This is a genomic window from Streptomyces sp. NBC_01267 (assembly GCF_036241575.1).
In the GTDB taxonomy this organism is placed as follows: domain Bacteria; phylum Actinomycetota; class Actinomycetes; order Streptomycetales; family Streptomycetaceae; genus Streptomyces.
In genome coordinates this window covers 5,800,508-5,814,033 of record NZ_CP108455.1, presented here as the reverse complement: position 1 = coordinate 5,814,033, position 13,526 = coordinate 5,800,508, and the positions used below count along the sequence as shown (strand labels likewise).

The 13,526-nt window shown below is 70.0% G+C and carries 9 protein-coding genes; 3 read left to right on the top strand and 6 right to left on the bottom strand.

The features are described 5' to 3' along the window. Nucleotides 1-295: 295 nt before the first annotated feature. On the bottom strand, nucleotides 296-1,771 hold the full coding sequence (gene nsdA / locus OG709_RS26630) for a transcriptional repressor NsdA (protein ID WP_250297546.1): 1,476 nt from the start codon (nucleotides 1,769-1,771) through the stop codon (nucleotides 296-298). Between the two features lie 428 nt (nucleotides 1,772-2,199). On the opposite strand from nsdA, the gene OG709_RS26625 reads away from it, so the two are divergent. Beyond that, nucleotides 2,200-2,856: a bifunctional DNA primase/polymerase gene (locus tag OG709_RS26625; protein ID WP_250297547.1), complete on the top strand. Its 657-nt coding sequence runs from the start codon at nucleotides 2,200-2,202 to the stop codon at nucleotides 2,854-2,856. Nucleotides 2,857-2,939: 83 nt separating this feature from the next. On the opposite strand, the gene ftsY is transcribed toward OG709_RS26625, so the two are convergent. Then, nucleotides 2,940-4,160, bottom strand: a complete 1,221-nt coding sequence (ftsY, locus tag OG709_RS26620; protein WP_250297548.1) for a signal recognition particle-docking protein FtsY — start codon at nucleotides 4,158-4,160, stop codon at nucleotides 2,940-2,942. Nucleotides 4,161-4,339: 179 nt separating this feature from the next. On the opposite strand from ftsY, the gene OG709_RS26615 reads away from it, so the two are divergent. Both OG709_RS26615 and OG709_RS26610 read left to right on the top strand, forming a co-directional pair. Continuing rightward, nucleotides 4,340-5,800 carry a purine-cytosine permease family protein gene (locus OG709_RS26615; RefSeq protein ID WP_329167827.1) on the top strand — a complete coding sequence of 487 codons (1,461 nt, stop codon included), beginning with the start codon at nucleotides 4,340-4,342 and terminating at the stop codon, nucleotides 5,798-5,800. A gap of 61 nt (nucleotides 5,801-5,861) precedes the next feature. Then, nucleotides 5,862-6,842, top strand: coding sequence for an LLM class flavin-dependent oxidoreductase (locus OG709_RS26610; RefSeq protein WP_250297550.1), 981 nt, complete (start codon nucleotides 5,862-5,864; stop codon nucleotides 6,840-6,842). A 28-nt stretch (nucleotides 6,843-6,870) separates the two neighbouring features. On the opposite strand, the gene OG709_RS26605 is transcribed toward OG709_RS26610, so the two are convergent. From OG709_RS26605 to OG709_RS26590, 4 genes are all read right to left on the bottom strand, one after another. Beyond that, nucleotides 6,871-8,286 carry a sugar porter family MFS transporter gene (locus OG709_RS26605; RefSeq protein ID WP_250297551.1) on the bottom strand — a complete coding sequence of 472 codons (1,416 nt, stop codon included), beginning with the start codon at nucleotides 8,284-8,286 and terminating at the stop codon, nucleotides 6,871-6,873. Nucleotides 8,287-8,411: 125 nt separating this feature from the next. Beyond that, nucleotides 8,412-12,323 (bottom strand): AAA family ATPase, encoded by a 3,912-nt coding sequence (locus OG709_RS26600; protein WP_329167823.1) that lies wholly within the window; start codon nucleotides 12,321-12,323, stop codon nucleotides 8,412-8,414. A 260-nt stretch (nucleotides 12,324-12,583) separates the two neighbouring features. After that, the gene (locus OG709_RS26595; RefSeq protein ID WP_250297553.1) at nucleotides 12,584-12,799 is read right to left on the bottom strand and encodes a hypothetical protein; all 216 of its coding nucleotides are present in this window, start codon (nucleotides 12,797-12,799) and stop codon (nucleotides 12,584-12,586) included. 372 nt (nucleotides 12,800-13,171) lie between these two features. Then, complete coding sequence (locus OG709_RS26590) at nucleotides 13,172-13,453, bottom strand: acylphosphatase (RefSeq protein WP_250297555.1); 282 nt, start codon at nucleotides 13,451-13,453, stop codon at nucleotides 13,172-13,174. Nucleotides 13,454-13,526 lie beyond the last annotated feature (73 nt).

The following is a 13,526-nucleotide window of genomic DNA, read 5'->3' as shown; positions in this document are numbered from 1 at the left end:
GTCGGTGCGGCCCGCGGGCGGGCGGGGCTGCGGGGAAGCCGCGGGAAGGTGCGAGCCGGTTATGCGCCACGAGACTGACGCAGCGCGGTTTCCGACGATGCCACTCGATGTTTCGCCGCAGTGACGAAGAGGACGGGCGTGTTACGCCCGGATGAAGCGCGGGGTCGGCCCGGGTGTCCGCCGATACCCTGCGCACAGCGTGGACCGGCCACGACAACCACCCTGGTGACCTGGCGCGGGGGAGCCGAGTCGGGCATCACGGGGTGAGCTGTCGTGGCCGGGGTTCGGGTGCTGCTCAGACCGCTTCCGCGGTCTCCGGCAGTTGTTCGGCGAGACGGTCGGTGAGGGCGATGACCGCGGGCACGTCCCCGAAGTCCCGCACCGCCGTGGCGACGGTCTTGCGGAGCCTGGTGTTCACCCGCTCGGAACGGATCCGCCCCGCGATCTCCAGGGCCTCCCCGGCGAAGCGGGTGGACTGCTCGGGCTCCCGCCTCAGCAGCTGGACCGTGGCCATGCCGACGAGGTTCAGGGCGTAGGAGCGCTGGTGCTCGTTGTCCTTGCCGAAGAGCGCGACCGCGTTGTCCAGGACGGGTTCGGCGAGCGAGGCGTAGGTGGGGCTGCGGCCCGCCACATAGGCGAGATCGCGGAACGAGTGGCCGTTCTCGCCGTTCAGCTCGGCCTCGGAGAAGAAGCGGATCCAGTCCGGCTCCGGCTCGCCGTCCAGGCCCGCGTCCGAGAAGGTGTCCTCGGCCATCCGCACGGCCCGTTTGCACTTGCTGGGCTGCCCCATGTTCGCGTATGCGCGGGCCTCCATCGCATACAGCATCGCCTGGGTGCGGGGGGTGGCGCATTCACGGCTGCCGTACTGCGCGAGATGGACCAGTTCCAACGCGTCCTCGGGGCGGCCCAGATGGATCATCTGGCGGCTCATGGAGGACAGGATGTACGAGCCGAGCGGCTTGTCCCCGGCCTCCTTGGCGGCGTGCAGGGCGAGGACGAAGTACTTCTGCGCAGTGGGCTGGAGCCCCACGTCGTAACTCATCCACCCGGCCAGCTCGGCCAGTTCGGCCGCGCAGCGGAACAGGCGCTTCGAGGTGGCCACGGGCTGCGGCTCCTGGAGCAGGTCGGTGACCTCGTGGAGCTGGCCGACCACCGCCTTGCGGCGCAGTCCGCCGCCGCACTGCGCGTCCCACTGGCGGAACATCGCGGTGGTGGACTCCAGGAGTTCGAGCTCGGGCTCGGAAAGCTTGGACGGGCGCCGCGAGTGACCCGCGGGCTCCTCGGCGACGGGCTCGCCCCCGGGTGTGGGTACCAGCCAGCGCTGCATCGGTTCGATGAGCGTCGGACCGGCGGCCAGCGCCAGTGAGGTACCGAGGAATCCGCGCCGCGCGAGCATCAGGTCGCTGCGCGAGAACTCGCTGAGCAGGGAGACGGTCTGCGGGCCCGCCCACGGCATGTCGACACCGGACACCGAGGGTGACTGGTGCGCCGCGCGCAGCCCCAGGTCCTCGATGGCGACCACGCTGCCGAACCGTTCGGAGAAGAGTTCCGAGAGGATGCGCGGAATCGGCTCGCGCGGCTGCTCGCCGTCGAGCCAGCGCCGCACCCGCGAGGTGTCGGTGCTGATGTGATGGGCGCCCATCTGCCGCGCCCGGCGGTTCACCTGGCGGGCCAGCTCCCCCTTCGACCAGCCGCTGCGCACGAACCACGAACCCAGTTGCTCGTTCGGGCGCTTGCCGGCACTCGTACTGCCGTCGCCACTGCCGCCCACTGGAACGCCCCCATCCCGCTGAAGCCTCATTACGCCAACCCATATCAGAATGCCGTGAGTTGAGGTCCACTGTCCGGCGCTTGTGCCCTGTCGAACAGAGAACCGACTTGCCCCCGGCATACCCGAGCGGGCACTGGATCCGAGGGTTCGTGCACTGAACGTAATCCCACGATCACTGACCCGGCGAGGTCGATCCCGGAAACGCCACCATTCGCCACCCCCACGAATGAACCCGCCCACCTCCGGGCGCGATTGACTGGATACCTGACGATCAGAGGCGGGCGGAGCGGTGTGCGCCGGGGCGCGCGAGCCGTTCCGCACCACCACCCTCGTCACTCCACACCGCCGGGACCAGGGTGTTTGCGACGTAGAGTGACGGAGAGACTCCAGGTCGTAACCACCGACGAGTTCGACCTGTTGGAGGGGGCATGGGCTTCACCATCGGCGGCATCCGGGACATCCGCTCCGGCACACGGCGTCGCAGCCGCACACCGGAGGGTACGGCCGTGGCCGAGTTCACCGGACTGTGGGGCTGGGACGTGGTCCCGGGCGCTCGCGCCGTGTCCGGGAGTTGTTCCTGCGGGGACCCGCTGTGCGCCTCGCCGGGCGCCCACCCGCTCGGATTCACCCCGGAGGTTCCGGCCGGGGCCACACTCGACGAGGCCACCAGAGTCTGGTCCGAGACGCCGGGCGCTGCGGTCCTTCTGCCAGTCGGCCGCCGCTTCGACATCATCGACGTCGCCGAACCCGCCGGGCGCACGGCCCTGGTCCGGATGGAGCGGATGGGGCTCCCCCTGGGCCCGGTCAGTGCCACACCGGACGGACGCGCCCAGTTCTTCGTCGCTCCCGGGGCCGCCCGCGCACTCCCCGAACTGCTCTACCGCATGGGCTGGGACGACGCGGACCTCGATCTGCACTGCCTGGGTCCCGGGGACCACATCACCGCCCCGCCGTCGCACCACGCGGGGCTCGGCCCGGCCCGCTGGCTGCGCCCGCCGTCGCTGGAGACGGCCGGTGGCCCGCCGCAGGCCCGGCTGCTGCTCGGCACCCTGGCGTACATCTGCCACCGCCAGTTGTCCGCCTGATCAGCCCGGCACGGCCCGGCTTGGCGAAGGGGTACGGAAAAGGCCCCGCCGCACCGTGCGACGGGGCCTTCGTGCGACGGATGTCAGTCTCCGACCAGGGCGTCCACGAACGCCTCCGGCTCGAACGGCGCCAGGTCGTCCGGTCCTTCACCGAGACCGACCAGCTTCACCGGTACGCCGAGTTCCCGCTGGACCGCGATCACGATGCCGCCCTTGGCGGTGCCGTCCAGCTTGGTCAGCACGATGCCGGTGATCGCCACGACCTCCGCGAACACCCGCGCCTGCACCAGGCCGTTCTGCCCGGTCGTCGCGTCCAGTACGAGCAGCACCTCGTCCAGCGGGCCGTGCTTCTCCACGACGCGCTTGACCTTGCCGAGCTCGTCCATCAGCCCGGTCTTGGTGTGCAGCCGTCCCGCGGTGTCGATGAGGACGACGTCCGCACCTTCCTTGATGCCTTCCTTCACCGCGTCGAAGGCGATGGACGCGGGGTCGCCGCCCTCGGGACCGCGCACGGTACGCGCCCCGACCCGGTCACCCCAGGTCTGGAGCTGATCCGCGGCGGCGGCCCGGAAGGTGTCGGCCGCGCCGAGCACCACGCTGCGGCCGTCGGCCACCAGCACGCGCGCGAGCTTGCCGGTGGTGGTGGTCTTGCCGGTGCCGTTGACGCCGACGACCATCACGACACCCGGGGTGTCCAGACCGCTCTCGGTCCTGACCGCGCGGTCGAAGTCCGTACCGAGCAGGTTCAGCAGTTCCTCACGCAGCAGGGTGCGCAGCTCCTGCGGTGTACGGGTGCCGAGGACCTTGACCCGCTCGCGCAGCCGCTCGACCAGTTCCTGGGTCGGCGCGACACCGACATCCGCGGTGAGCAGGGTGTCCTCGATCTCCTCCCAGGTCTCCTCGTCGAGGTTGTCCCGGGAGAGCAGGGTGAGGAGTCCCTTGCCGAGCGAGTTCTGCGAGCGGGCGAGCCGGGCGCGCAGCCGTACGAGACGGCCCTCGGTGGGCTCCGGGATCTCGATCTGCGGAGCCAGTGGCTCCGCGACGACCGGGTCCTCGACGGCGACGGGCGTCCCTGCGGCCTCGTCGGCCGTCGGGAGCTCCACCTCTTCGATGGTGCGGCGCGACTCGTCGCGCGGTGGGGCAGCTTCCTCGCCGACCTGCGGTTCGGCGGGCGCTGTGATGGTCGGCGCACTCGGCGGTGCCGTGGGCAGCTGCTTCTTCTTCTTGCGGCTGCTGACCACGAGCCCGCTGATCGCGCCGACAGCGACCAGGGCGATGACTACAGCAAGGATGACGATTTCCATAACCCACCCAGTATCAGTCACCGGTCAGCGATCATTCACAGCCCGGCCGCACGAGCCTTCGCAGGATCACACAAGGGACTAAATCCTCTATGTGAAAAATTCGCGGCGCCCCTACGATGATGTCGCCTTCTACGCGCGTCACCTCCCCCATTCCCCCTCACGCCTGCACGGAGCCCCCCATGCCCCACGCCTCCGACGTTACCGAAGGCGCGGTGGAAACCCGCGGTCTCGAACCGGTCCCGGACAGCGAACGCAAAGGCCGTGTCCGCGATCTCATTCCGACCTGGGTCGCCGCCAATATCAGCGTGCTGCTGCTCGCCATGGGCGCGAGTCTGGTGGTCGCCGACAAACTGAACTTCTGGCAGGCGCTGATCGTCGCCTTCGCGGCCCCGGTGATCAGTTACGGGCTGGTCGGCTTCATCAGCATCGCGGGAAAGCGCGGCGGCGCTCCCGGCATGGCGCTGTCGCGTGCGGTCTTCGGACAGCGCGGCAATCTGCTGCCCGGTTCGCTGATCTGGATCGCCCGCTGGGGCTGGGAAACGATCAATGCGGTGACCGGTGCGTACGCGCTGCTGACCGTGCTGGACATCTGCTTCGGCATCCACAGCAGCACCCCGCTGATCGTCGTGACCCTGGTGCTGTTCGTCGCCGCCACGTTCCTGATCTCGGGCCTCGGCATCAACGCCCTGCACGTGTGCAACAAGTGGTCCACATATCTCTTCGGGGCCTTCTCCGCCCTGGTGCTGGTCTATCTGATCGCCGACACCGACTGGTCGGCCGTGTTCGCCAAGCCCGCCGGTACCACCGCGTCGCTGGTCGCGGGTATCGGCCTGATCGCCGCGGGCGGTCTCAGCTGGGTCCCGTCGGGCCCGGACTTCGCGCGGTACCTGCCGCGGCGTTCCTCCGGCGCGGGCATGATCGGCGCGTCGATCGGCGGCGCGGGCATCGTCGTCCTGCCGATGGTGCTGATGGGCGCCGTGATGGCGGTCTCCACCCCGGACCTCGCGGGCGCTGCCGACCCGGTCTCCTTCCTGGGCAAGGTCCTGCCGATGTGGATCGCGGTGCCGTATCTGCTGATCGCCCTGGTCGGCATGGTCCTGATCAACGCGATGTCGATGTACTCGGCCGGTTTCACCGCGCTGACGCTGGGCATCAAGGTCCCCCGCGCCTGGGCGGTCTCCGTGAACGCCGTGATCAGCGTGGTGCTCGGGCTGGTGCTGATGCTGGCGGCCACCAGTTTCCTGGGCTCCTTCATCGCATTCCTCTCCCTGCTCGCCGTGGCCTTCTCCGCCTGGATAGGGGTGTTCGGCGCGGACATGCTGCGCGGACGCAGGTACGACGCGGTGGCCCTGATGGACACCACCCGGACCAGCGCCTACTGGTACCGGGGCGGGTTCAGCCCCGCCGCCGTCGGCGCCTGGCTCGCCGCGCTGATCACCGGGATGCTGTTCACCCGGGCGGGCACCGCGGACTCCGCGTGGTTCAGCGGACCGTTCGCGGACAGCTGGCTCGGCCGCAACGGCCTCGGCTGGGTGGTCACCATCCTGGTCTCGGCCGCGCTCTACGCCGTACTCCCGAAGCCGAAGGCGGACGTCAGCGGGCCTGACGCGGACCGTGAGCCCGCGACCCTACCCATCTGACGCTACGTCAGCTACCGTCCCCCTTCGCCAGCTCCCACCCGGCGAAGGGGGACTTCCCGTCATGGCCTTCACAGTCGTCAGGTTCAATCTCGTCGATCCCCGGGCGACTCCCGAGTCCCTCTCGACCCGCTACCGGGCCGCCCTGGAGATGGCCGTGTACGCGGACGGCCACGGCATCGACACCGTCCAGACCGAGGAACACCACGGCGTCGCCAACAACTGGCTGCCCTCCCCCTTCGTCTTCGCGGGCTCCGTCTTCGGCGCCACCCGCCGGATCGCGGTCACCGTCTCGGCGATCATCGGCCCGCTGTACGACCCGCTGCGGCTCGCGGAGGACATCGCGGTACTGGATCTGATCAGTGCGGGCCGCCTGGTGACGGTCGCGGGCATCGGGTACCGGCAGGAGGAGTACGCGCAGCTGGGCGCCGAGTGGGGCAGGCGCGGGAAACTCCAGGACGAGCTGCTGGAAACCCTGTTGAACGCCTGGACCGGCGAACCGTTCGAGTACCGGGGGCGCACCGTCCGGGTCACTCCGCGTCCGTACACACAGCCCCATCCGCTGCTGCTCGTCGGCGGCTCGTCCCGGGCGGCGGCCCGCCGGGCGGCCCGGCTGGGGCTGCCGCTCTTCCCGAGCGCGCATCTGCCCGAGCTGGAGGCGTACTACCACGAACAGCGCGCCGAGCACGGCACCGACGGGTTCTGCATGATGCCCGCGGCGGAGGTCCCGCTGCTGCACGTGGCCGAGGACCCGGACCGGGTCTGGGCCGAGTACGGCGAGCACTTCCTGCACGAGGCGCGGACGTACTCCTCCTGGCAGTCCAAGGACATCCGGTCCGCAGTGCGTTCGTCGGCGGACACCGTGGCGGAACTGCGCGCCGAAGGGATCTACCGGGTCGTCACACCCGACGCGTGCGTGGCGCTGGCCGAGTCCGGCGCCGACAGCCTGGTCCTGCATCCGCTGTGCGGAGGAATGCCGGTGGACGAGGGCCGGCGCAGCCTCCAGCTGTTCGCCGAACAGGTACTGCCCCGGCTGAAGAGCTGAGCAGGGTGGCGGAGAGGGGGCGCTGCGGTCAGCCCATGGACTCCAGCGTCCTGCCCTTGGTCTCCTTCACGAACAGGAGCACGAACGGGATCGAGAGCGCCGCGAAGAACGTATAGATGACGTACGTCGCGGAGAGGTTCCAGTCGGACAGGCTCGGGAAGCTGGCCGTGATCGCCCAGTTGGCGATCCACTGGGCGGACGCGGCCACACCCAGGGCGGCGGCCCGGATCTTGTTGGGGAACATCTCGCCGAGCAGCACCCAGACGACCACACCCCAGGACATCGCGAAGAAGAAGACGAACCAGTGGGCCGCGATCAGGGCGACCCAGCCCTGGGCGGTCGGCAGCTTGCCGTGGACCAGGTGGTACGAGAAGGCCCAGGCCTCCAGCGCGAGTCCGATGACCATGCCCACGGAACCGATCAGCACGAGCGGCCTGCGGCCGATCCTGTCGACGAAGATCATCGCGACGACGGTGCCGATGATGTTGATGATCGACGTCGTGAACGAGTAGAAGAACGAGGTCGTCGGGTCGATGCCGACCGACTGCCACAGCCTCGACGAGTAGTAGAAGGCCACGTTGATGCCGACGAGTTGCTGGAAGGCGGAGAGGCCGATACCGATCCAGACGATCCGCTTGAAGTAGAAGCCGCCGCCGAGCAGGTCCTTGAAGGTCGACTTGTGCTCGCGCCGCATGGCGTGCTCGATCTCGGCCACGCGGGCGTCCAGATCGATGTCCGTGCCCTCGACGTCGGCCAGCACCTGCTTGGCCCGCGCCTCCTTGCCCGCCGAGATCAGATAGCGCGGGGACTCGGGGATCGCGAAGGAGAGCAGACCGTAGATGACGGCCGGGATGACCATGACGCCGAGCATCACCTGCCAGGCCTCGACGCCCAGCAGCTGTCCGCGCTGGTTGCCGTTGGCCGCCTGCAGGATGCCGTAGTTGACGAGCTGCGAGACGGCGATACCGATGACGATCGCCGCCTGCTGGAAGGACCCGAGCCGGCCGCGGTAGGCGGGCGGTGAGACCTCGGCGATGTAGGCGGGACCGATCACCGAGGCCATCCCGATACCGAAGCCGCCGATGATCCGCCACATGGCCAGGTCCCAGAGAGCGAAGGGCAACGCGGAGCCGATGGCGCTGATGGTGAACAGCACCGACGCGATCTGCATGCACCGGATCCGTCCGATGCGGTCGGCGATGCGGCCCGCGGTGGCAGCGCCGATCGCACAGCCGATCAGCGCGATGGCGATGACCTGGGCCAGGGTGGCGGACCCGATGTCGTAGCGACTCTGGATGGCCTCGACCGCACCGTTGATCACAGAGCTGTCGTAACCGAAGAGGAACCCGCCCATGGCGGCAGCCGCGGTGATGAAGATGACGTGCGCGAGGTGCTCCGTGGCAGCCGGACTGCCCCCGGGCTGCGGTGTCGCCGTGCTGGTCACATGAACTCCTCGGGCACGTCCGCTAGGACGGGCATGGGGGTACGAGCCCCTCCAGTTGGTCACAGCTTCCGGGAGGTCACCACTCGGCGGACCGGCAGGTGGAGAGCCCGCCGGACGCTGTCCTCTCAGCGCAGGCGCTGGCTGATGACCTTGGACACCCCGTCGCCCTGCATGGAAACGCCGTAGAGCGCGTCGGCCACTTCCATCGTCCGCTTCTGATGAGTGATCACGATCAGCTGGGAACTCTCCTGGAGCTCCTCCATGATCCTGATCAGCCGCTGCAGATTGGTGTCGTCCAGCGCGGCCTCGACCTCGTCCATCACGTAGAAGGGGCTCGGCCTGGCCTTGAAGATCGACACCAGCAGGGCCACGGCGGTCAGCGAACGCTCCCCGCCGGACAGCAGCGAGAGGCGCTTGACCTTCTTGCCCGGGGGCCTGGCCTCGACGTCGATGCCGGTGGTCAGCATGTTGTCGGGGTCGGTCAGGACCAGCCGCCCGTCGCCGCCGGGGAAGAGACGTGCGAAGACCCCTTCGAACTCGCGGGCGGTGTCGCGGTACGCCTCGGTGAAGACCTGTTCGACCCGCTCGTCGACCTCCTTCACGACCAGCAACAGGTCGGCCCTGGTCTTCTTCAGGTCCTCCAGCTGCTCGGAGAGGAACTTGTGCCGCTCCTCCAGGGCCGAGAATTCCTCCAGGGCGAGCGGATTCACCTTCCCGAGTTGCTGATACGCCCGTTCGGCCGACCGGAGCCGCTTCTCCTGGTCGGCCCTGACGAACGGCACGGGCTGGTTCCGCGGGTGGTCCGGGTCGTCGGGCAACTCCTCGCCCTCCGCGGCCGGGGACGGCGGTACCGGCTGGCCCGGCCCGTAGTCCGCCACCAGACCGGCCGGTTCCACACCCAGCTCCTCCAGGGCCTTCTCCTCCAACTGCTCGATCCGCAGCCGCTTCTCGGCGCCCAGCACTTCGCCGCGGTGGACCGAGTCGGTGAGTTTGTCCAGCTCGCCCTTGAGGTCCCGGCCGCGGTTCCGCTCGGCCACCAGTTCCTGCTCGCGCCCGGCCTTCGCGGCCTCGGCCGCGGCCCGCTCCTGCTCGGCCCGTACGAGGGACACCTCGACATGGGCGAGCAACTGCCGGGCGCCGTCCGCGACGGCCGACGCCACCTCGGCCTCCTGACGCAGCCGGGCCCGGCGCTGCTCGGCCCGCGCCCGCGCTTCCCGCTCGGCGCGCGCTCCCCGGTCGAGTGACTCGGCCCGCCCCGCGAGCCCCTTCACGCGCTCCTCGTGCGTACGGGCCTGGAGCCGCGCCTCCATCTCGGTCTGCCGGGCGTTGGCGCCGTCGGCGGCCAGCCGGTCCCGTACGGAGGTGTCCGGCTCCTCGTCCCCGACGGGGCTCGCCTCCTCGGCCACCAGCAGCCGCTCGGCCAGTTCCTCGGCCTCACCGGTCGCACGCTCCAGCGCGTCCTGCGCCTTGGCAGCAGCCGCCGCCGACCGCTCGGCCTCGCCCGCCGCACCGCGCGCCTGCCCGGCCAGCCGCCCGAGCTGCTGGGCGACACCGGACTTCTCCCGGTCGGCGGCGCGCCGCAGCTCCACCAGTTCCTCGACGAGGGCCGCACACTCCGTACGACGCTCGCCCGCGGTGTGCTGGGCCGCCGCCAGTTCCTCGCACCGCACGGCCAGATCGGCCAGTTCGGCGGCGGCCTCGTCGACGGACGCCTGGACTTCGAGCAGACTGGGCGCGCCCGCGGACCCGCCGTGCGCGAAGTGCGCCCCGAGGACATCTCCCTCGGCGGTGACCGCGGTCAGTCCGGGACGGGCGGCGATCAGATCCTCGGCGTCCTCCAGCGTCCCTACGACCACGATGTCCCGCAGCAGCCTGTGTACGGCGGGCAGTAGCCCGGCGGGCCCGTCGACGAGATCCACGGCGAGGGGCGCGACGAGCGGGACGGTGCTGCGGGGGTGCTGCGCCGGTTCGCCCGACAGCTCGGCGGACGTCCCTGCGGACGGTTCGCCGGACAGCCCGTCGGACGGTGGCTCCGTGCGGCCCCTGCCTGCGCCGTCGGTCCCCGCCACGCGCGCCACGGCGCCAGATGTGTCCCCGCCGGCCTGCCCGGGAAGTGCCACCGGCGCCGGGCCGTCGGGTGCCGTGTGCTGTCCGGGGACGGTGTCCGGGGAAGAGGACAAGGACAGGGACGAGGACGAGGACGGGGACGAGGACGGGGACGGGGACGGGGACGGGATCACGGCGTCGGCCGCGGGTGCTCCGCTCTCCCCTGCGGCCTGGCCGGGAAGCCCGTTCACCCGGTTCTCCTGCGGCGCCGCGGCCGTACCGGGCAGCAGCGTCGCCCGCCCCGCGTCCCGTTTCCGCAGCAGCCGGATCGCGTCCGCGGCCGTGGCCGGGTCGCGCACAGCGAGCGCGTCGGCGGCGACGCCCAGTGCCGCCGCCACCGGGACCTCGTACCCGGCCGTCACCGTCAGCAGTTCGGCGGCCGGACCCAGCAAACCCTCGGGCCGGTCCTCGGCTCCCAGCAGGACGCCCGTACCGTCCTTGCGACGCAGCCCCAGCGCCAGCGCCTCGCGTCTGGCCGCCACCGCGGCGCGCTTGCGCTCGGCGGCCGTCGCCGCCTCCCGGGCGGCGGTGAGCCCGGCCTCGGCTTCCACGAGGGCGGTCTTCGCCGCGCTGTGCCGGTCGGCCAGCTCCCGGTCGTCGACATCGAGGCCGTCCACCTCGGCCTTGAGCTGCTCGTACTCCTGCTGCGCGGCGACGGCCCGTTCCTGCGCCCCGTCCCGTGCCTCGGCGAGCCGGTCGATCTCGGCCTGGGCCGAACCCGCCCTGCTGCGGGCCGCGTTGACCTGCCCGTGCAGCCGGGCGAGACCCTCGCGCCGGTCGGCGATGGCCCGCGCCGCGTCCTTGAGCCTGCGCTCCTCGGCCGCCAGGTCCCGCTCCAGATCGGCCCGGTGGGCGGCGGTGTCCTCCAGCGCGCGCTCCGCCGATTCGAGCGAGGCCTCCAGTTCGGCCTCCTGCTCCCGGATCCTGGCGGCCTCGCGCTCCATCTCCTCGGGGTCGCGCCCCCGCCGCTCCTCGTCCGGGGCGGCGGACGCGCTCTTCACGCGCGCGTCCGCGAGCGAGACGGTGCCACGCACCCGTTCGGCCAGCTGCGACAGTTCGTACCAGGTCTGCTGGGCCTGCTGGAGCCGTGGCGCCAGCCGCCGCACCTCGTCCTCCAGGCCTGCCTCGCGGGACAGCGCGGCCTTCAGCGCCGCCTCGGCCGTCTCCCTGCGCTGTTTCAGCGCGGCCTCGTCGGCGATCTCGGTGCGCAGGGCCTCCCGCATCGTCACCAGGTCGTCGGCAAGCAGCCGCAGTCTGGCGTCGCGCAGATCGGCCTGGATGACGGCGGCGCGCCGGGCGACCGCGGCCTGCCTCCCCAACGGCTTGAGCTGGCGCCGCAGTTCATCGGTCAGGTCCTGGACACGCGCGAGGTTGGCCTGCATCGCGTCCAGCTTCCGCAGCGCCTTCTCTTTCCGCTTGCGGTGCTTGAGCACGCCCGCCGCCTCTTCGACAAAGGCTCTCCGCCCCATCGGGTCGGCGTGCAGGACGGAGTCGAGCTGGCCCTGCCCGACGATGACGTGCATCTCACGGCCGATACCGGAATCCGAGAGCAATTCCTGGATGTCGAGCAGCCGGCAGGTGTCGCCGTTGATCTGGTATTCGCTGCCACCGTTGCGGAACATGATCCGGGTGAGCGTGACTTCGGCGTACTCGATGGGCAGCGCGCCGTCCGAGTTGTCGATGGTGAGCGAGACCTCGGCGCGTCCCAGCGGCGGCCGGCCGGTCGTCCCGGCGAAGATCACGTCTTCCATCTTGCCGCCGCGCAGCGACTTCGCCCCCTGCTCGCCCATGACCCAGGAAAGCGCGTCGACCACATTGGATTTACCTGATCCATTGGGCCCCACGACGCAGGTGATGCCCGGCTCGAACCGCAGTGTGGTGGCCGAGGCAAAGGATTTGAACCCGCGCAGGGTCATGGCCTTGAGGTGCACGCCGCCGGACTCTACCTTTCGCTGTCGGTTTCACCCACGAAGGTGCAGGGCACATCAGACGGTAAAGGACGTACGCGCGACGAAGCGATGTACAGCGGGGGAAGTCCGCGTCTGCGTGATGCGGCCATCGGCAAGCGGGGGAGAGTGAGCAGAAAGAAGGGACGCCGAAGCGTCCCTTGCATATCCTTGCGCATTGGATCTCAAGCGGCTGACGGATCAGCCCGACCGTCCCTTGTGGGGCTTCCTTTGTGAGGCTTCGGTCAGGTGAGCGCAGGCTCCGCGTGGGGTACGTCGATGTCGATACCGTCGAGCAACGAGTCTCCGTGGTGCTGAACAGCGGCGGCCAGCGCGTCGTTCTCGGACTGAATCCGTACGAGCTCGGATTCGAGGTCCTGGACGCGCTGCTGAAGCCGTCGCATCTCGGAGAGAAGTCGCGGGTCGGAACCGCCGACGTAACCGAGAAGCGCCTTTGCCATGATGGATGGTCCTCCACACTGAGTGACCGACCGGAGAAGTGGCGGGTCATAGGGGGAATCGCACCCGCGGTACTCGGCAGCCTCTAGAGTCTCTGCGTTTTCCTACTGCCAAGCAGCTGAGGTGCGCGGGGCTTCCAGGGTCTCACCAAAAAGTTTGACGGTCAACACGATCACAGCCCGTATCGAAGGGCAGACCCGGGGGCGCACGGCAGGGCGACCTGCGGTGCGGCTCTCCTGCGGGGCCCTGAGGGCGTGGAGATCATCGCTACCGCCGCAGCCTGGCACGGAGTGCGCTTCTTGGCAACCACCAGGCATTTTCTGCCTTACGTATATGCCAGGGGCAGATGGTCCGTCCGGCGCGCCCCGGCCGGGTCAGCGGATCGCGAAGGTCGCGTACCCACCGCGCGGAGTGTCCCAGATCTCAGTGACACCGTCGACTCTGCCGGGTGTGTCGGACGACCTCAGCCACTCCAGCAGAAGGTGACACTTCTCGCGCGGGCCCTCGGCCACGATCTGCACTCTGCCGTCCTCCAGATTGAGGGCGAATCCGGTGAGGCCACCGATCTCCAGCGCATTGGCCCTGGTGAACCAGCGGAACCCCACTCCCTGGACCTTGCCGCGCACCCAGGCGGTAAGCCGTGCATCTTCGTTCATAGCCGAAACGCTAACCGGCCAATCGGCTCACCCGCACCTCGCCCCCACGCCTCATGGACTACAGTCCCGACCC

What these genes read in the sequence shown, in the direction of transcription:
- OG709_RS26595 (WP_250297553.1), bottom strand. Translation starts at nt 12,799, where the DNA reads ATGGCAAAGGCGCTTCTCGGTTACGTCGGCGGTTCCGACCCGCGACTT.
- OG709_RS26610 (WP_250297550.1), top strand. Translation starts at nt 5,862, where the DNA reads ATGGCCTTCACAGTCGTCAGGTTCAATCTCGTCGATCCCCGGGCGACT.
- OG709_RS26625 (WP_250297547.1), top strand. Translation starts at nt 2,200, where the DNA reads ATGGGCTTCACCATCGGCGGCATCCGGGACATCCGCTCCGGCACACGG.
- OG709_RS26590 (WP_250297555.1), bottom strand. Translation starts at nt 13,453, where the DNA reads ATGAACGAAGATGCACGGCTTACCGCCTGGGTGCGCGGCAAGGTCCAG.
- ftsY (WP_250297548.1), bottom strand. Translation starts at nt 4,160, where the DNA reads ATGGAAATCGTCATCCTTGCTGTAGTCATCGCCCTGGTCGCTGTCGGC.
- OG709_RS26615 (WP_329167827.1), top strand. Translation starts at nt 4,340, where the DNA reads ATGCCCCACGCCTCCGACGTTACCGAAGGCGCGGTGGAAACCCGCGGT.